At 49.8% G+C, this 20182-nt stretch carries 15 protein-coding genes and 1 pseudogene; 14 read left to right on the forward strand and 2 right to left on the reverse strand.

Going from position 1 to position 20182, the window contains the following annotated elements; all coding sequences use genetic code 11:
• Window positions 1–204: 204 nt before the first annotated feature.
• The 5 genes and pseudogenes from BQ7364_RS16740 to BQ7364_RS18465 all read left to right on the forward strand — a co-directional run bounded on the left by BQ7364_RS16740 (window position 205) and on the right by BQ7364_RS18465 (window position 7683).
• Complete coding sequence (locus BQ7364_RS16740) at window positions 205–1797, forward strand: ABC transporter substrate-binding protein (RefSeq protein WP_072685857.1); 1593 nt, start codon at window positions 205–207, stop codon at window positions 1795–1797.
• Window positions 1798–1901: 104 nt separating this feature from the next.
• Window positions 1902–3470, forward strand: a complete 1569-nt coding sequence (locus BQ7364_RS16745) for an ABC transporter substrate-binding protein (RefSeq protein ID WP_072685859.1) — start codon at window positions 1902–1904, stop codon at window positions 3468–3470.
• A 199-nt stretch (window positions 3471–3669) separates the two neighbouring features.
• Complete coding sequence (locus BQ7364_RS16750; RefSeq protein WP_072685861.1) at window positions 3670–5250, forward strand: ABC transporter substrate-binding protein; 1581 nt, start codon at window positions 3670–3672, stop codon at window positions 5248–5250.
• Between the two features lie 222 nt (window positions 5251–5472).
• Window positions 5473–7062, forward strand: coding sequence for an ABC transporter substrate-binding protein (locus tag BQ7364_RS16755; RefSeq protein WP_072685863.1), 1590 nt, complete (start codon window positions 5473–5475; stop codon window positions 7060–7062).
• Between the two features lie 66 nt (window positions 7063–7128).
• Window positions 7129–7683: pseudogene (locus BQ7364_RS18465) on the forward strand (GNAT family N-acetyltransferase).
• A 20-nt stretch (window positions 7684–7703) separates the two neighbouring features.
• On the opposite strand, the gene BQ7364_RS16770 reads toward BQ7364_RS18465, so the two are convergent.
• Window positions 7704–7883 carry a hypothetical protein gene (locus tag BQ7364_RS16770; protein ID WP_072685869.1) on the reverse strand — a complete coding sequence of 60 codons (180 nt, stop codon included), beginning with the start codon at window positions 7881–7883 and terminating at the stop codon, window positions 7704–7706.
• 109 nt (window positions 7884–7992) lie between these two features.
• Complete coding sequence (locus BQ7364_RS16775) at window positions 7993–9978, reverse strand: alpha/beta hydrolase family protein (protein WP_072685871.1); 1986 nt, start codon at window positions 9976–9978, stop codon at window positions 7993–7995.
• Between the two features lie 195 nt (window positions 9979–10173).
• On the opposite strand from BQ7364_RS16775, the gene BQ7364_RS16780 reads away from it, so the two are divergent.
• From BQ7364_RS16780 to BQ7364_RS16820, 9 genes are all read left to right on the forward strand, one after another.
• Window positions 10174–10932, forward strand: a complete 759-nt coding sequence (locus tag BQ7364_RS16780) for a MurR/RpiR family transcriptional regulator (protein ID WP_072685873.1) — start codon at window positions 10174–10176, stop codon at window positions 10930–10932.
• 210 nt (window positions 10933–11142) lie between these two features.
• Complete coding sequence (locus tag BQ7364_RS16785; RefSeq protein ID WP_072685875.1) at window positions 11143–12702, forward strand: PTS transporter subunit EIIC; 1560 nt, start codon at window positions 11143–11145, stop codon at window positions 12700–12702.
• Entirely contained in the window at window positions 12699–14033 is a 1335-nt protein-coding gene (locus BQ7364_RS16790; RefSeq protein ID WP_072685877.1) for a family 4 glycosyl hydrolase, read from the forward strand. Before BQ7364_RS16785 ends, BQ7364_RS16790 begins: the two co-directional genes overlap by 4 nt.
• Window positions 14034–14036: 3 nt before the next feature.
• A complete protein-coding gene (gene nagA, locus BQ7364_RS16795; protein ID WP_072685879.1) occupies window positions 14037–15239 on the forward strand; it encodes an N-acetylglucosamine-6-phosphate deacetylase in 1203 nt (400 codons plus the stop codon).
• Between the two features lie 5 nt (window positions 15240–15244).
• Entirely contained in the window at window positions 15245–15724 is a 480-nt protein-coding gene (locus tag BQ7364_RS16800; protein WP_234973202.1) for a PTS sugar transporter subunit IIA, read from the forward strand.
• Between the two features lie 11 nt (window positions 15725–15735).
• The gene (locus BQ7364_RS16805) at window positions 15736–16509 is read left to right on the forward strand and encodes a hypothetical protein (protein ID WP_139248673.1); all 774 of its coding nucleotides are present in this window, start codon (window positions 15736–15738) and stop codon (window positions 16507–16509) included.
• Between the two features lie 188 nt (window positions 16510–16697).
• Window positions 16698–17834 carry an amidohydrolase family protein gene (locus BQ7364_RS16810; RefSeq protein ID WP_072685885.1) on the forward strand — a complete coding sequence of 379 codons (1137 nt, stop codon included), beginning with the start codon at window positions 16698–16700 and terminating at the stop codon, window positions 17832–17834.
• The gene (locus BQ7364_RS16815) at window positions 17834–19000 is read left to right on the forward strand and encodes an amidohydrolase family protein (protein WP_072685887.1); all 1167 of its coding nucleotides are present in this window, start codon (window positions 17834–17836) and stop codon (window positions 18998–19000) included. The genes BQ7364_RS16810 and BQ7364_RS16815 overlap by 1 nt, the downstream gene beginning before the upstream one ends.
• Window positions 19001–19025: 25 nt before the next feature.
• On the forward strand, window positions 19026–20135 hold the full coding sequence (locus tag BQ7364_RS16820; RefSeq protein WP_072685889.1) for a DUF362 domain-containing protein: 1110 nt from the start codon (window positions 19026–19028) through the stop codon (window positions 20133–20135).
• The last annotated feature ends 47 nt before the right edge of the window (window positions 20136–20182 follow it).

Genomic DNA, 20182 nt, shown 5'->3' on the forward strand with positions numbered 1-20182 from the left:
GGAGCGTGTCTTTTTCTCATGGTCATTTTTTTACTTCTGTCCGTCCAATGAAAAACACTTTTCATAAATGATGAAATTATTTACATAAAAGTATTGAATAATTTTTCATCGTCCTGTATCATACACTTATGTGAATGGGAGGGATTCTATTGGAAAGTGATAATGCACCATAGTTTTTCATTTAGATAGGGAGGGAGTTTAGAAATGAAAAAATGTTTTAAGATTTTGGCAGCTTTACTCAGCGCCGCACTCTTGCTGACGGGATGTCAGGGCGGCGGCGAAAAATCGGCGCAGACGACAGATTCGAAAACCGAAAATACAGAAACCATCGGCACATTTATCACGGCGGTACAGGGAGATCCATCGAGCTTTAATCCGGATATGAAATCGGATGATTATCTGTGGCCGATGGCTCAGAACTTGTTTAACCGCTTGTATAAGCTGGCGCCGGGCGATGTTCCAATTCCAGATTTAGCGACTTCCTACGAATGGAGCGACGATAATATGACGCTGACTTTCCATTTGCGTGACGGCGTAAAATGGCATGACGGCGAACCATTAACATCCAAAGACGTAAAATGGACCTACGATACAATCATTGAAAATAAATGGTCGAAGTCTGATACTTTTGTCAATGTCGATACGATTGAAGCACCGGATGACCTGACAGTCGTCTTCAATATGAAAAATCCGGACGCCGGGCTTGTTCCTCTGTTAGCCTGGTATGCAACATTCATTCTGCCGGAGCACATCTGGAATGATCCTGCTTATCCGGATTTCGCAAAGAATCCGGCAATGCAGAAGCCAATCGGTTCCGGTCCGTTTAAGTTTGTTGAGTATAAGAGCGGACAGAGCGTTACTTTGGAACGCAATGAAGATTTCTTTGGCGGAGCTCCGGAAATCGAACGTCTGATCTATCAAATCATGCCGGATTTGAATACGACGTTAGAAGCGTTTAAAAATGGTGAAATCGACTACATTACGAGCTTGCCGACGGCGAATCTGCACGATTTCGACAATGACCCGAATTATGAAGTCTTCTCCTTCTTAAGCATTAACAGAACGTATCTGACCTTCAATATGGAGAAGGAACCGTTTAACAATCCAAAGCTGCGTCAGGCTGTCGCGTATGCGGTTGACCGTCAGGCGATCGTTGACCGGATGGGCAACGGCGTCAGCGCTTTGCCGGAATATTTCATTTCTCCGCTGTTTAAAGATTATCTGAATGATGATTACAAACTGCCGGAACGGGATATTGCGAAAGCGCAGGCTTTGATGGAAGAATGCGGATTAAAGAAGAATTCCGACGGCTATTATATGACAGTCACTTTAGACGCTTTCGAAAGCGGCAACTTCAAGGATGTCGCGGCGATCGTTCAGTCCAGCTTAAAGGAAGCTGGTATTAAGGTTGATCTGAATTTGATGGAATATGCGGCTTGGACGGATCAGGTCAAAGAAGGCCGTAAGTTTAATATGACGATGCTTGCGGGCTATCAGGGACCGGATATCTCAGGTATTTATATGCGCGTTGGGATCAATGGATCGAACAACTTTACCGGTTATGCCAGCGACATCATGGAAGCTGCGCTGGAAAAAGGTGCTCAGAACTCGGATCCGGCGATTCGTAAGGAAGCCTATGACGAAGTTCAGCGCTTGATGAGCGAGGATATGCCAATGGTGCTGCTGCTCGACAACGGCCAGGTCATCCCGGTTAAATCCAAATTTGACGGTACGCCATATCAGGTTCCGGATAAGGCGGCGACGAGCGAATTTACGTATGTAACATTAAAAAAATAGGAAATGTTCAAAACGGAGCGTTTTTTACAGAAATGCTCCGTTTTCACTGTTTTTTCTCGCCGCCATTCCTGATATAATGAAATTAAGAAAGAAGAGGAAAATTTATGAAAAAATTTCTCAAACTGCTTACGGTAGGCTTGGTTGCGGCGTTGGCGCTGACGGCTTGCAGCGGGCAGAATAACACAGGCAGTGATGAAGCAAAAACAACCTCCGATGATACATTAATTGTCGTTTCATCAGGGGACCCGGTCAATTTTCATCCAGATTTTAAGTCTGATGATAACGCCTGGGGACCAAACCAGAATATTTTTAACCGTTTGGTTAAATTGAATGCCTATGATCAGACGATTCCGGATCTGGCGGAAACCTGGGAATGGAACGACGACAGCACTCAGGTTACATTCCATTTGCATGAAGGCGTGAAATGGCATGATGGTGAACCATTTACTTCGGCGGACGTGAAATGGACTTACGATACGTTGATCGCGGAAAAATGGAATAAAAGCGACAGCTTTGCTTCTGTTGAATCGATCGAATGTCCAGATGACAACACCGTTGTCATGAATTTAAAATATCCGGATGTTTCTCTGATCGCAAAATTGTCCTGGTACGGAACATTCGTCATGCCTAAACATTTGTATGAAGGTACCGATACGGCAACCAATGAATATAACATGAAACCAGTTGGCACAGGCCCATTCAAGTTTGTTGAATTCCAGAAGGGTGTCCGTGTTGTTCTGGAAAGAAATGAAGATTACTGGGGTGATAAAGCAAAAGTAGCGAAGGTCATCTATTCGATTATTCCGGATGCGACAACAGCTTATCAGGCATTCCGTACCGGTGAAGTGGATTACTATACCGCCATTCCTTCTCAGAATGCCAATGATTTTGATAATGACCCGGATTATGAAGTTTATCCAGTCATCGGTATGAATCGGTCTTACGTTACAGTTAATATGACGAACGATAATTTTAAAGATGCTCGTGTTCGTCAGGCAATCGCTTACGGAATTGACCGGCAGATGATCTGGGATCGCTGTGCTGGCGGAACAGGCGCCGTGGCTTCGACATTCATCGCTCCGAATACCGGTTTTGCGGATGAAAAATACCAGATGCCGGAACGTGACGTAGCGAAGGCTCAACAACTTCTTGAAGAAGCTGGTTTTAAGAAAGATGCAAACGGAATTTATTTCTCAACTGAAATGAAATTCTTTGAAAGTGGTTATTTCAAGGATGCGGCGACAATTATCCAGAGTAACTTAAAAGAAGTCGGAATTGACGTTAAATTAACGATGCTGGAATATGCCGCTTGGGTAGATAATGTAAAAGTTAATCATGATTTCGAAATGACGATGGCCGCTGGATACCAGGGACCCGATGTTTCAGGAATATCCGGACGTGTTGGCACAGGGACGTCGATGAACTTCATGGGTTATTCCAATCCTGAATTGGACGCATTACTTGAAAAAGGTGTTCAGGTATCTGATGAAACAGAAAGAAAAGCCGTATACAGTGAAGTTCAGCGCATTATGAGTGAAGAGATGCCGCTTATTCTGTTTATGGATAATGGCGCCAAAGTCCCGGTTAAAAAGATACTGAAGGGCACGCCTTATCAGGAACCGACAAAAGCCGCTTCCAGTGAATTAACTTACGTTGAATTTGTAAAAGAATAGAACAAAGAACTGCAGTAAGCTCAATGAAAATCATGAAGAGCACTGCAGTTTTTCTATGTTTGCTTATGTAAAATTTACATTGTGAATAATGAAACTTTCTCGCAATGATGAAACATGGCGTGAAATGGATTGACGATGTTTTCCAACAAGCGTAAACTTAAAATTATCATTCATTCTTCACAAGTAAGGAGGGAAAATTATGAAGAAACTGACAAAGCTCTTAGCCGCCATGATGGTGGCCTGCCTCATGATGGCCGGATGCGCCGGCGGGGGCGGCACTGATCAGAAAGACCAGGCTGTACCACAGGATGTTCTGATCGTCAATGTTACAGGCGATCCGCAAAGCTTTAATCCGGATATGAAATCAGATGACTACGCATGGCCGATCAATCAGAATATTTACAGCCGGCTGGTAAAACTCAACAGCGACGATCAGGTGATTCCAGATCTGGCTGAAAGTTGGGAATTCAGCGACGATGGAATGAAATTGACATTCCATTTGAAGAAAGATGTGAAGTGGCATGACGGCGAAGCACTCACTTCAGAGGACGTGAAATGGACGTTCGATACGATGATCGCCAATAAATGGTCGAAATCTGACAGTCTGGCTTCGGTTGAATCAATCGAATGTCCGGATGATCTGACTGTTGTCTTAAATATGAAAGTAAAAGATGTTTCTATCGTTTCCAAGCTGGGCTGGTATGCAACGTTTATCATGCCGGAACATATCTGGAATGATCCGCAATATAAGGATTTTACATCCAATCCGGCAAACTGGCAGCCAGTAGGAAGCGGACCATACAAGTTTGATAATTATAAGAGCGGAGTCGCGACGACGTTAGTCAAGAATAGCGACTATTTCGACGGTGAGCCGATTGTTGAAAAATTAATCTTTACAATCGTTCCGGATTCGACAACCGCATTCCAGTCGTTTGTCAACGGTGAAATTGATTACTTTAACATTATTGTTCCGACGGCGAATAAGCATGATCTGGATAATAATCCGGATTATCGTTTCTTCGATTACATTTCAATCAACCGGACTTATCTGACGTTTAATATGAAAGAAGGCCGCTTTACAGATCCGCGTCTGCGGCAGGCGGTGGCGAAAGGGGTCGACCGTCAGGGGATTTTCGATCGGGTTTCCAATGGCGCTGGCGCTTTGGCAGAATACTTTATTTCGCCTCTGTGGGAAGGCAAATACCTTGATAAGCAGTATAGAATGCCGGAACGAGATATCGAAGGTGCAAAGAAGTTAATTGAAGAAGCCGGTTACACGATGGATGAAGACGGGTATTATTTCTCGATGACACTGGACAGCTTCGATGACGGAAACTTTAAAGATATTGCCCAGATTGTCAAAGAAAATCTGAAAGAAATCGGGATTAACGTTAATCTGAATATCATGGAAATGGCTGCCTGGCAGGATAAAGTAATGGGAGAAAACCCGGACTTTGAAATGACAATGCTGGCAGGCTATCAGGGTCCGGACGTATCCGGCGTGGCCGGACGCGTGGCCTCCAACGGCGGGACCAATGTCGGTATGTATAACAATCCTGAAATGGATGCGGCGCTGCAGGCGGCCGTCGAAATAGACGACGTGCAGGAACGGGCCAAGTATTACAGTGAAGTTCAGCGTATGATGTACGAAGATATGCCGATGGTTTTCTTATTTGAAAACGGCGATCATCAGCCGGTCAAGATCTCTCTGGACGGTACGCCTCGAGATGTGCCGGATAAAGCGGCTTCCAATGAATTTACATACACGATGTTTAAGTAAATAACGCAGGTTTCTTTATGAATTATGCGCAAAAGCGCAGGTTTGAGATAAACCTGCGCTTTGCTTTGCTCAATAAGAATTGAAAAATGTTTCAAAAGAAAATGATAGAAATATACATTTACTGAAATAAATGTAAAATATCATCTTGACGTTCGCTTTTCCTCCGTGTAAACTCAAACTATATTCTTCTAAAATGAAGGAAGACGCAAGGAGGGAAAGGGTATGAAAAAATTACCGAAACTGCTGACAGCCTTATTGATTGCGTGTTTAATGCTGGCGGGCTGCGGCACCGATGAAAAGAAAACCGACAAGGATGGGACAACAGGGGAAACACCGGCACAGGATGTTTTAATCTATGCCGTTAACGGGGATCCGCAAAGTTTTAATCCCGATATGAAGTCTGATGACTATGCTTATCAAATCAATCAGAACGTTTACAGCCGGTTGATCAAGCTGAATGCAAACGACCAGATTTTACCGGATCTGGCAAAGAGCTGGGAGTTTTCCGAAGATGGTCTGACGCTAACCTTCCATTTACAGGAAGGTGTGAAATGGCATGATGGCGAACCGTTTACTTCGGAAGACGTCAAATGGACGTTTGATACGATGAAACAGAATTCCTGGACAAAATCGGATTCGCTGGCAGCAGTGACTTCGATTGAATGCCCGGATGACAATACCGTCGTTTTGAATCTCAGCCAGCGCGACGTCGGCATCGTTCCTAAATTAGGCTGGTATGCGACGTTCATCATGCCGGAACATATCTGGAATGATCCGGCTTATTCTGACTTTGTATCCAACCCGGCGACATGGAATCCAGTCGGAACGGGTCCTTACAAGTTTGAAAAGTATGACGCAGGGATTGGGACAACGTTGGTTAAAAATGAAGATTACTTTGGAACGGAAGCGACAATCGAAAGATTGATCTTCCAGGTCATTCCGGATCAGACGACGGCTTATCAGTCTTTCCTGAACGGCGAAGTTGACTATCTGGGCGTAAGCGTTCCGACGGCGAATAAGCATGAACTGGACAACGATCCGAATTATAAGCATTTCCACTATCTGTCGATCAACAGAACGTATATTACCTTCAACATGGAAACCAGCATCTTCAAGGACGTTCGTCTGCGCCAGGCTGTCGCGATGGGCGTTGACCGTCAGGGCATTTACGATCGGGTTGCCAACGGAACCGGGGCGTTAGCTGAATACTTCATCTCGCCGTTATGGGAAGGCAAGTATCTGGATAAACAGTACACGATGCCGGCCCGCGATGTAGAAGCGGCGAAGAAGCTGATTGAAGAAGCCGGTTATACATTGCGCGACGACGGGTTCTATTTCGATATGACGATGGATATCTTTGAAAGCGGAAACTTTAAGGATATCGCGCAGATCGTGAAAGAAAACCTGAAGGAAATCGGCATCAACGTCACGTTGAATATCATGGAAATGGCGGCATGGCAGGATAAAGTCATTACCAATTCCAACTTTGATATGACGATGCTGGCAGGCTATCAGGGACCGGATGTCTCCGGTGTTGCCGGACGCGTCGCTTCCAATGGCGGAACCAACGTCGGATTGTATAACAATCCGGAAATGGATGCCGCGCTGCAGGCTGGCGTTGAAACTGACGACGATGCAGAACGGGCCAAGGCTTACAGCGAGGTTCAGCGGCTGATGAGCGAAGATATGCCGATGGTCTTCCTGTTTGAAAACGGCGACTGTCTGCCGGTTGCGGTCAATCTTGACGGTACGCCGAGAGACGTTCCGGAATTGACGAGCGCCGCGGAATTCACGTACGCGAATTACAAATAAGTCTGAATTCAGAAAGCCGTTGGTTGACGGCTTTCTTTTGAAAGGAGCGGGAATCAGCGAATGGAAATGGAAACCGACAGAATCAGGTTACGACCTTGGGATAGGAAGGATCTGGAGGATCTTTACGCTTTCGCAAAGAATCCAGCCGTGGGGCCGCAGGCCGGTTGGCGGCCGCATCAAAGTAAAGAAGAAAGCAGTCAGATCTTAAGCCGGATGATGACCACTCCCGACGCGTTTGCGGTTGTGCTGAAATCCACGATGCGAGTCGTCGGCATGATCAGCGCGGGCGTCGATACTTCGCGGCGCAACCTGGCGGCGAAGACGATCGGCTGCGCACTGGATGAAGCATATTGGAATTAGGGTATCATGACGGAAGCGGTCGGTCTGATGATCCGGCATCTATTTGACGATCCGGGAACGGAATTGATCGCGATGGATCATTTCGTAGAGAACTGGGGTTCGCGGCGAGTGATCGAAAAGAACGGCTTTCATTATGAGGGAACAATCCGGCAGAAAGTGCGGTTGTATACCGGCGAGGTTAAGGATTGCCGATGTTATTCCATAACGCGGGCTGAATTTGAGGCCCTGCAAAATCAAGCTCCAATAACGGGAAATGCGTGAAAATAAAAAATGAATCCGGTTTATTCGGATTCATTTTCAGTCTGGATTGACAGTCTAATTTTTTTGGCTGCGCTTTCTTTACGATATTTGTGAAACTGAGTCAGGAAAATAACGGGGAAGACGACAGCCGAAGCGGCGACCACAGACATTAAGCCGATCATCATCGACTGATAAACCGTTTCCATCGGGGATTGCTTCATGATATTCACACTCCTTATACTTCCTATTATAGCCTGATCGACGGTCAAATAGAAGACGACAAAACAGGTGAAATGGATAAAGGGAGAGCTTTGCGTTCTCCCTTTCGGTTTATTTACAATGTTTGTCGAACCATTCGACCATCGCGGTTAAGCGCTGGATGCGGTGCGACGGCTTACCAAAGATCGGCAGGCCATGGTGCTCGCCATGGAACAACAGGAACCGGGTTTCCACGCCATGCAGCTTCAGGGCGTAGAACATCTGAATCGGTTCGGCGATCCAGCAGCGGTAATCCTGATCGGAATGAATGAACATCGTCGGTGTTTTGACGCGGTCGGCATATTTCAGCGGCGACTGTTCCCATACCAGCGCGACATCGGACCATGGGGTTGCGGCCTGATTGTCCATGTTGTAGGTGAAGCCGATATCGGTGCATAAGAACTTCGTGACGTAGTTGGAAATGGAAGCTTCCGGGATCGCCGCCTTAAACCGGTCGGTCTGCGTGATGATCCAGTTGCTCATATATCCGCCATAGCTGCTGCCGGTCACGCCTAAACGTTCGCCGTCCAGCTGCGGATACTGCGCCAGCACCGCGTCGGTAAAGGCCATCAGATCGCTGTAATCCTCTTTCCCGAAACGCCCGCGGATATCGGCGAAGGCATTGCCGCGGGAATCAGAACCGCGCGGGTTGCAATAGAAGACAAAATAGCCGTTGGCGGCGAAGACCTGCATTTCATGATTGATAACCGGACCAAAGGTTCCTTTCGGACCGCCATGAATCTCCAGAATGCCCGGATATTTCTTGTTGATATCGAAATCGGCCGGTTTGATCACGAAGCCTTCGTGCCGGATACCGTCGTTGTAGAACTCGATTTTTTCGATTGGGGAAACCGCGGTGGCCGCATGATACTCGCTGTTGAAATGCGTCAGCTGCGTTTCCGCTTCATTCTGCAGGAAGTAGATCTCCTGCAGCTTCTGATCGCGCAGACCGATGAAGACGATCCCCTCGTCCGTGACCTCGAAGTCCTCGATTCCGCCATGATAACCGGATAAGCGCTGCAGCTGGCCGTGTTCATCGAAGCATTTCAGACAGCCGTCGTTTTCATCGGTGCAGCTGAAATAGATCTTGTCGTTATACGCTTTGACCGCCGTGCCGAACTGCTGAATGCAGTCGGAGCCGAGCGAGGCGCCGTAGGAATTGTCATAATGCACTAACCGCGTACGCTGCTGATCTTCCTCGACGACAAACAGCGTGGCATGCTGATGCAGACCATATTCCTTGAAATCCGAGATCGCGGCGATGATCTTGTGATTGATATAGAAAGCCCAGCTGACGTTGACCTCATGATCCGGAATCAGCGTCAGATCTTTTTTTGTCGTGCAGTCGAACTGATGCAGCGAGCTTGGAATTTCCCGGACGGAGTTCATCGGATTGCTGATATAAAGCAGCTTGTTGTCCTGAATGTGCGCGATCGAGGCGTTGGCGGACGGTTCGGAGATCGCTGTTGCCGCCCGGGTATCCAGATCCAGCAGATAGAGGCGCGTGCGCTTCATGTTGGTGAGACCCTGACCGTTGGCCCAGAACGGAATTTCATCGAACCATTCGTAATCCTTGTGCGATTCACGTTCTTTTTTCCATTTCTTTTTCTCGTCGTCGGTTTGGCATTCAAAATCATTCATGCCGTCCGCGCGGTAGGCAACCGACAGGATCAGCTGGTTGTCGTTGACTTTCTGGAAGCTGCCGACCGGCATCGCCAGACGGAACCATTCCACAGCTTCCCCACCGTGAATGTTCAGCTTATAGAAGACCGTCATGCTTTCGCCATCTGCGGTTTTCTCCTTCAGTTTCGGATCGCGGCAGCCGGTGAATACGATTGTTTCGTCATCCCACCAGATCGCTTTCTTTTCTTCGCCGCCGGAGGTTAACTGGCGTGTTTTTTGAGTGGCCAGATCGAGCAGCCACAAATTGCCAGGATAGTTGTCGGCATCTTGATCGCCGGTGATGACGGTGAATACCGCGTGCTGCTGATCGGGGCTGACCTGCAGGCTGCCCAGATAGCGATAATCCATAAAATCTTGAATCTGTACTTTTTTCATGCTTTCTCTCCCATCTATCGTCTATTCTATCACAAGCCGCCGGGGAATGAAGGATAAATGACAGGAAGAGGGATGAAATTTTGAATCGGGGAAAAGGGAGGACAGAAAAAAGAACAGGTTGTCAGAACAGGCTGTTTTCTGGATTTCATCTCGTGGTATAATATGTCCAATCACATTCAGCGAGGGGGAATCACGATGGATTTTTACTCCAATAATTACGATCTGCTGACAGGCAGCGAGCGGACGCTGCTGCACTATATTCTGGACCATCCCGAGACAATTTCAAAAATGACGTGTCAGAAGCTGGCGGATCAATGCGGTGTGTCCAAAACCGTTGTGATCAACATGTCGCAGAAGCTGGGCTTTGAAGGGTATAACGATTTGCGTTTTTTCCTGAAAAACCGGGCGAAAGAGACGCTGCCGGCTGCGAGCGTGGAATCCGTGGAAGCCGAGATCACCGGCAACGTGACGAAAACGATGCAGCTTAACAAACCGGAAACCATGCGGCAGGCGGCGCAGTCCATCGTGAATTCGCAATGTGTCTATGTGATTTCCCGCGGGACGTCCAAAGCAGTCGGCAGCTATCTGGAGCATCTGCTGCTGACGCTCAACGTCAAGTGCATCAACATTCCGGATTACAACCTGCTGAATATCATTGCCCGGCAGATGACGCATGAAGAAGTATTGATCGCCATCTCACTGTCCGGGAAGACGCCGATTATCGTGGAAACAGCGAAGGTTGTCAAGGCGTATGGCAACGCTTTGATCACGCTGACCGCTTTTGTCAACGGTCCGCTGGTCCAGTACAGCGATCTGGCTTTGTATTGTTCCTCGAGCACGACCGATACCAAAATCGACGATATCGTAACGCGGATCGGCATGTTCGCGGTCGTGGATTTGTTAGTCCATTATGTTCAGGTCGAGCAGCTGCGTCAGCATAAAACAGGACTTTAAATTATTCGAAGGTAAATTGAAAAAGAACTTTAACCGCGGGACTGTCCGTGGTTATTTTTTTGTGCTCTTCGATCAGGTAAGCTTTTTGCCTGGATTTGTGACCGTGGTCATTTTCAGTGACCAGAGTAAAAAAGACTGTCGGAAATAACCGGTTGTTTTATTGAAATCGCTTTCAATCTCCGGTAATTTAGTAGGCAGGGAGGAACTGCTATGAAAAAGTATAGTGAGCAGATTCAACGTTTCGGTCGATCACTGCTGCTGCCGATCGGGGTTATGGCGCCGGTGGGCTTACTGCTGGGCTTGTCCGCGGCATTCACCCAGTCGTACATGATCGATCTGCTGCCCTTTCTGGGCAATCCAACCGTCAAGCTGATCTTTACCAGCATCCGTCAGATTTCCGATCTGATCTTCGGCAACATTCCGATTATGTTTGCGATGGGCGTCGCCTATGGGATGGCGAAACGTGATAAGGGAATCGCGGTCTTCTCGTCCGTGATGGCGTATCTGATTCTTTTGATCACGATGAAAATCTGGCTGTCAGCTTCAGGACAGCTGATTACCGAAGGCAATATCGCCGTCGGGGGTCAGGCGATGGTCTTAGGTATGCAGACGTTAAACGTCAACGTTTTAGGCGGCATCATCGCCGGTCTGGTCGCCGCCTGGGCTTCCGACAAGTTCTATAATCTGGAACTGCCGATTGCATTTGCCTTCTTCTCCGGCAAGAAATCCGTCCCGTTAATCTCGATGGGCGTGACGGTGGTGATCGGTTTGATTCTGCCGTTCTTCTGGCAATATTTCATTGCCTTCTGCAGCAGCTTGTCCGGCCTGCTTCTGCATAAGATTCTCGGACCGGTGCTGTCAGGCTTTGTCAACCGGATGATGATTCCGTTTGGTCTGCATCACGTCTGGAACGCGATGCTGCGCTTCACGGAAGCCGGCGGCACGTATGTGATCAATGGCCAAACTTACATTGGTTATCTTGATGCGATGAATGAAATTTTGTTTAATCTTGGACCGGAAAGCGAATACTGGGCGCTGATGCCGGAGCTGACCCGCTTTGGCGCGCAGAATCAGATGGTCAGAACGATGTTCGTCTTCCCGGCAATCGGCTTGGCGATGTACAAGACCGCGTATCCGGAGAACAAAGCGTTGGCGAAGTCTCTGATTCTGACCTCGGTGCTGACGGCGGCGCTGGGCAATGTGACCGAACCGCTGGAATTTACGTTCCTGTTCATCGCGCCGGCACTGTATGTGATTTACGCGCTGATCGGAACGCTTGGCTCGCTGGCTCTCTATTTCATGGGAACGGCCGTCGGCTATATCCGCGGCACGGTGTTTGACTTTGTCATCTTCGGCGTCATGATGAAGAATTCCCATTGGATCAATATCGTGATCGTCGGCGTGATCAGCTTCGTCGTTTATTACTTCCTGTTCAAGTGGTGGATCGTCAAATTTGACGTCAAGACGCCGGGACGGGAAGACGAGCCGTCCGCGGATAACGTGCTGATCCGGGAAAAGCGGTATGACGAAATCGCGAAGATTGTGATCGAAGCGCTGGGCGGGCCATCCAACATCGGCACGGTCGACAACTGTATTACCCGCTTGCGGATTGATATCAACGACAACAAGAAGATTGACAAAGATCTTTTGAAAAAATCCGGGTGCGCCGGAATCTTCTTCCCGACGACCAAGCATATTCACATTGTTTTCGGACCGTTAGTCGAATTTGTCCGCAATGCGGTTGACGATGAACTGGGGCGGCACGCATGAGGAGAACACCGTACACGATAACTATTTCCGGAGCCGGCAGCTGCCGGACGCCGGCCTTGATCGGGACGCTGATGCAGATGAAAGACCGGTTCCCGGTAAAGAAAGTCATCTTTTTTGATAAGGACCTGAATCGCTTCGGCAAAATTGAAGATTACTGCCGCCTGCTGCTGCATACCTTTTCCCCGGAAACTGAGGTCGTGGTGACCGGCGATATGGATGAAGCCTACTGCGCCTGCGACTTTGTTTTCTGTCAGATGCGGGTGGGTCAGAACACGATGCGTTCGTATGATGAAAAGATCCCGCTGAAATATGGACTGGTCGGACAGGAAACCTGCGGCCCGGGTGGTTTCGCCTATGGCATGCGTTCAATCGGCGGGATGAAGGAAATGGTCGACTGCGTCCGCAAATATTCCAAAGAAACGTGGATCCTCAATTACACCAATCCGGCGGCGATCGTCGGTCTGGCGCTGGATCGGTTATATCCTGACGATCACCGTCTGATCAATATGTGTGACCAGCCGTATTCGATGATGGTCAGCTTTGCCAAGATCCTCAACGTCGACGTTAAAACGCTGCGGGCCCGGTATTTCGGATTGAATCATTTCGGCTGGTTCACCGCGCTCTACGATACGGAAGGTCATGACTATTTTAATACGCTGCGTGATTACCTGATGAATCATGATTTTAAGCCTTACAATGCGGAACAGCGCACAAAGTCCTGGCTGGATACCTATCTGCGCGTTAACAAGATGATGAACTGTGTTTCAGAATATATCCCGACGACATATCTGCAATATTATTTCTACGCGGACGAGATCGTGAAAGAAAGCGATCCGCATTTCACCCGCGCTGATGAGACGATCCAGACCCGGGAAAAAGAGGTCTGGGACGTCTGCGCGCTGGCTCGAGGAAAAACCGAGCTGGGCGGGATTCCGGTATTGACCTCACCGGTGTTTGGTTCAATGATGGTTGAGGTGGCGGAATCCATCGCCTATGACTTAAATCAGGAATTCATCGTGATGACGCGCAACACGGGACTGATTGACAACTTCCCGGCGGAAGCCGTTGTGGAAGTCGCCGGAACATTGGGGAAAGATGGTGTGCGGGGAATTCCGTACGGCCCGGTGAAAACATTCTATAAAGGATTGATGGAAAATCAATATGCCTATGAAGAACTGACTTGCGAGGCCTGGATGGAAAACGACTATACCAAGGCGCTGCAGGCGCTGACGCTGAATCGGACCGTCAACGATTTTGACAAGGCGAAGGCGGTGCTGGACGATCTCATGGAGGTCAACAAGGATTACTGGACATTGGAAAAGAGGGATTAAGCGATGTTTTTGAAATCGACAAGAATTTATTTTCCCCATCAGATCTGCCGCAGCGGTTATCTGGAAGTGGAGGGTGAGGTCATCCGGGGATTCTCTACGGAAGTGCCCGTCGGCGCCGAGGTTATTGATTATGGCGATCATCTGCTTCTTCCGGGTTTTATCGATCAGCATATTCATGGCTGGGGCACCGGCAGCTTCAACAACGATAAATCTGTCCATTCGATACAGGAAATGAAGAAAAACCTGCCGTATGAGGGGGTGACGAGTTTTTTGGCGACCTCCGGGGCGGAACCGGTCGAGGATCTGGTTGAGGGCATCAAAAATGCCAGCTGGGTTGTCGATCATCAGAAAGAGGACGGCGCGACGCTGCTGGGCGTTCATCTGGAAGGCCCGTTTATCAATAAGGAGTACAAGGGCATGCAGCGGGAAGATTGCTGCATCGACCCGGACATGACGATCATGCGGCGGTTCATGGACGCTCAGTCCCACCCGCAGATCATCCGTCTGATGACGCTGGCGCCGGAGCTTCCGGGGGCGAAAGAATTGATTCAGTTCTGCCATGTGCATCAAATTCAGATCAATATCGGCCACAGCGCGGCGACCTTCGACTGCATCCGAGATTTAAAGGAATATGGCTTAGGCGGCGTAACCCACATGTTCAGCGGCATGCGCGGGCTGCATCACCGGGAGCCGGGGGTGGCTGGCGCAGCGCTGTATTTCGACGATTTGAACTGCGAATTCGCGAAGCAGACCGGCATGACCGTACGGCCGGAAGTGTTCGCCCTGACCTGGCGTTTAAAAAGCAAGGATAAAATTATCATGACGACGGACTGCGGCGGGATTGCGCTGACAAAAAAAGAAAAGTATCATTATATCCGGAAGCAGACGTTTATTCCCAACGGCGACGAGCTGATTCTGCGCAATGACGACGGCAGCGAGGAACACGTTGATATTCATGATTACAAGGCGGTGCGGAATCTGGAGCTGAGCTATATCAAATCAATCCGCAATCTGATCGCCAACGTCCATCCGTCCATTCATGAGATCATGAAGATCACGGCGGAAAATCCGGCGCGTTATATCGGTGTGGAGGACCGCAAGGGAAGTCTGGAAGCAGGAAAGGACGCCGATATTCTTGTCGTCAACGACGCTTTTGAAATTCAGGCAACCTACTGCATGGGAAAATTGTATAAAAGTGAGGAGTGATGGTCATGTTTAAAAATCTGTTCAAGCCCAAACCGACAGATTTCGCCGCCCCGTTCAAGGGCCGGCTGATGACACTGGAAGAAGTTCCCGATCCGGTGTTCTCAAGCAAGTCGATGGGGGATGGATTTGCGCTGGAAATGTTGGAGGGCAAGGTGTTGTCGCCAGTGGCGGGTAAGATCGTCGCGGTCTTTCCGACTGGCCACGCAATCGGCATCAAGGCGGATGACCGCAACGAATATCTGATCCATCTGGGATTAGATACCGTGAATTTCAAAGGTGAAGGTTTTATGGCGCATGTCGTTTTGGATCAGCGGGTGAATCCGGGCGATCCGCTAGTCGACGTCGATTTGGAATTCTTTAAAAATCATAAGGTTTCCATGATTTGTCCGATTCTGGTCGTCAATGCCAACAGCCGTAAAATCCGCCTGCTGAAAGAGGGCGTCGTCCAGTCACAGGAAAAAGACTTCCTTGCGATCACGGCATGAATCACAGCGAGATGAACGTAATTTTGGAATCTGCCCGCGCTGCGATCGTCCGGCATCGGCTGCCCTTAATGAAATACTGTCTGGCCGTGGCTTGCCTGTGCTCGCTGATCTCGCTGGCTGCGCAGCAGTTTAACAATAATCTGATCCCGCTGGCCGCAACGCTGGCGATCAATCTGATTTTTCTGTTCGGATTGGATTTACTGATGCTGAAAGCACTGCATGACGAACCGTATTCTCTCCATGATTTCAGCCAGTTCACAGGTTATCTCAAGTCCCTGCTTCCGTTATTTGGAATCTACGGCCTGATTCTGGCCGGCGGCGTCTTTGCCCTCCAGGCAATGATCCATCTGGGGGCAGTCCTTCTTGTATTGCCCGCGCTGCTGGGGGTGGGCGTGATCTTTCTTAACTGCATCAATCATCTGACGCTGTTTTCAATGATTGAAACGCATCAAAGCGCATGGAGAGCCTTGAAAGGCGGGACAAAGCTGTTTTTTCAATCCGGAAAACTGATCATGCACATTGTTTTGAAAACGATTGTGCTGATCTTGTTGGGAAGTCTGGCGGTGTATGTGCTCAATGTGTTTGTTTACGCTCCGCAGATCGACGCTGTGCTGAAAAGCACGCCGGAAATCACGGAAGCCCTGATCGATCCTTATTTCTCAACGAATCTCAGTTATATGATTCAAAGCGTTGGCATGCAGCTGGTTGTCAGTTATATCGCAATCGTGTCAGGCATGACCTGTGGCGTCTATTATTTAAAGCAAAGGAAAGCAATAACGAGATAAAGGAATTTATTCGAAGAGTCTCATGTTCAGCTAATGGGGAAGATCAAGATTTCTGAAAAAGAGATTGAGATCTTCTTTTTTTATTTTCCGCAGGCGGGAAGTTGTTGGAAAAACTTCATCGCAGGCTAGGAAAGTGCGGAAGAAATCATTATAATGGAAACAGACAGAAAAAGAATGGGGGTAATGATTTGATCTTAATACGAAATGGCCAAGTCCACGATGGTTCAGGTCAGGTATTAGCGAATACGGATCTTTTGATCGACGCGGGCAAGATTGTTCAGATCGGACAGAATCTGAAGGCGCCGGGGGCGCAGGTGATCGACGCGGAAGGAAAGTGCGTCATGCCGGGCTGGATCGATCCGTTAAGCGGCTGGGGCACGGCGGCCGGGCGCGGGCAGGCGCGCGACAACGATGAAACGAGCGATCCGCTGACGCCGCAGCTGGACGTCGTTTACGCGTTTGATCCGGATAGTATGATGTATCAGGAGCTGTGGGGTTATGGAATTACGGCGGCGGGCGTCGCTGCGAGCAATAACAATGTTCTCGGCGGCAGCGCGGCGGTGTTCAAGGCGTATGGCAGAACGACGGAGACGATGTGCGTCAAGGCAAACGCCGCGATGAAGGGCTCGGTTGATGAGAAGGTCAAGCAGACCTATGGTCCGCGCAACAGCGCTCCGATGACAAAAATGGGGATCTTTTCCGCGCTGCGTGAATTGATCGCGAAGTGCGGCTCTGAGAAAGACGAAGACCAGAAGGATCCGAAGGTTCAGGCGTTTAAGCCGGTGCTGGAAGGCAAGCTGCCGCTGATCTTAAGCTGCAACACGAAAGCGGAAGCCGACGCAGTCCTGAAACTGTTTGAAAACATGCCGGTTAAGCTGGTGCTGGCGAATCTGTATCAGCTGAATGAAAGTTTGTTGGACAAGGACTGTGGTTTCATTCTGGGCGATCTGACCGATGGGTTTAACAAGTACAATGCGGCGGTGAACTATGCCGCGCTGTTTTCCCTGATCAAAGCGGGCAAGCCGGTGGCGCTAAGCGCCTTTGGCGATGCGGTTTCACCGGGCCGGGAGATCCTGATGTGGAACGCGCACGGCCTGATGGCGCAGGCGCGGCGTTTAGGTGCCGATCTGTCCAGTGAGGATGTGCTGAAAATGCTGACAAGCATTCCGGCGCAGCTGTTGGGCGTGGCGGATCGGATCGGGAGTCTGGCTGAGGGCAAGGATGCCGACATCGTGGTCTGGTCGGGAAATCCGCTGGAAACCTTCCGCGCATTGCCGGAAATTGTCGTTATTTCCGGGGAAATAGTAAAGGGGGAAAAAGCGTGATGAAACGATTGATCCGCGGCGCCAAGATTCTGACGATGGGGCCGCAGGGCACGCTGGAAAAAGGCGATATTTTAATAGAAAATGGCAAGATCGCGGCGATCGGCGAACAGCTGGACTGCGAAGACGCTGAAGTCATCGACGCTGCGGGACTGACGGCCATTCCGGGGATCGTCGATGCACACAGTCATATCGGCGGGTTTGAGATTGCGACTGGGGCGCAGGACGTCAATGAAATGGTCAGGAATGTGACTGCCGAAGTTGAAGTGTTCGACGGGATCGATCCGCTGTCGCCTTCCTTTAAGGAAGCACTGGCCGCCGGGGTAACCTGCAGCGCGATCGCTCCGGGCAGCGGCAACGTGATCGGCGGCGTGGTCTGCGCGGTAAAAAGCGCGGGTCAGGGCACAGTTGAGTCGATGTGCGTCAACCGGCATGTCGCGCTGAAAGCGGCGATGGGCGGCAATCCGAAGGGTGTCTATGGCAAGCGCAATCAGACGCCGATGACGCGGATGGGCGTAGCCAGCGTGCTGCGCCAGTATTTCCGCGATGTTCAGGAATACATGAAGAAGCAGGAAGAAGCGCAGAACGATCCGGCAAAAATGCCGAAATGGGATCCCGCGATGGAGAACGGCGCAAAGGTGCTGCGGCATGAAATGCCGGTTAAAATGCACTGCACGCAGTTTGATATGATCACCGTGATCGAACTGGCAAAGGAATTCAATTTTGAATTCACGCTCGATCATGCGTGGGGCGCTTCGGATTATATGGAACCGATCGTGGCGGCCGGCTGTCCGGTGATTTTCGGTCCGATTGCCGTGGCCAAAGGGTTCGGCGAGTCGATTAAAATTGATATCGACAGCGTGGTTGAAATGGACCGGCGCGGCGTGCTGTGTGCGATCATGACGGATGGTCCGGTCTATCATCCATGGCTGATCGTCGAACAGGCTGGCGAAGTCGTGCGCTATGGAGCGCCGGTCGAACGGGCGATCGCAATGCTGACGATCAATCCGGCGAAAATCATCGGCTGTGATCAGCGGATCGGTTCGCTTGAAGCGGGCAAGGATGCCGATATCGCGTTGTTTGACGGGATGCCTGCGCTGGATCCGGCGGCAGTTGTGAAAATGACGCTGGTTAACGGCGAGGTCGTGTATCAAAGCAAGGGCTGTTAAGCCCTTTTCTTGTGAGGTGAGGTAAATGAGTGGGAAACAGAAGGTCGCGGCTGTGCGCTGCGCCCGTTATGATCAGGAATTAATCGGAAAACAACTGAATTTGTTAATGACGGCCATCGGCGCGGATACGTTGATTCAGCCAGGCATGAACGTGCTGATCAAGCCGAATCTGTTGTCGGCGAAAACGCCGGAGGAATTCACAACGACGCATCCGGAGGTCCTGCGGGCATTAATTCGCTACGTTCATAACCGCGGCGGGATCGTGACGCTGGCTGACAGTCCGGCCGGCCGGTTCACGCTGGATTCAATCCGGCGGATATATCAGAAAACAGGACTGCGGGCGCTGGCACAGGAGGAACAATGTTCATTAAATGAAAATCTGACCAGCGTTGAAAGCGGATTAAACGTCCTCAGCGAGCCGGTGCCGATACTGGAATGCGTTGCTCAGGCAGATTTGATCATCGACTGCTGCAAGTTCAAAAGTCACAGCTATACTGTGACCAGCGGTGCGGTGAAGAATATGTTCGGCGTCATTCCGGGATTGGTGAAGGCGCAGATGCATGCCCGTCTTGCTAAGCGTGAATCCTTTTGCCGCTTTTTATGCCAGCTGTGCGCAAATGTCAAACCCGGACTGTGTCTGATGGATGCCATCGAAGGCATGCAGGGCAACGGTCCCAGCGGCGGCGAGCGGTATGACGGTCAGCGTCTGTTAGCGGCGAAGGATCCCTTTGCGCTGGACTATGGTGCGCTGAAACTGTTTGGAGTTGAGCCTGACTGGACGCCTGTTCATCGGGAAGCTGTGAAACTCGGGCTGGTGAATCCAGCTGAGATTGAGCTGATTGCTTTGGAAGAAACCTGGGAAAGTTTATGCCGCAGTGATTTCAGACTGCCGGAAACGATGAAAGGTCTGATACAGCTGATTCCTTCCCCGCTGGCAGCGCTGCGCCGGCATTTTGCGCCCTATCCCAAGCCGGACCCTTCGCGCTGTCTGGGATGCGGAGAATGCGTGCGGGATTGTCCGGTTCAGGCGATGACGCTGACTGAGCACAAGGCTGTCGTCGACCGCCGCCGCTGCATCCGCTGCTACTGTTGTCAGGAAGTCTGTCCGGTTCATGTTGTTCAAATAAAACGTTAAAACCTTACAAAAATCTTAATTGTCAGCGAAAAACACAAGCGGGCAGT

It is taken from the genome of Holdemania sp. Marseille-P2844 (genome assembly GCF_900120005.1).
Classification (GTDB): domain Bacteria; phylum Bacillota_I; class Bacilli_A; order Erysipelotrichales; family Erysipelotrichaceae; genus Holdemania.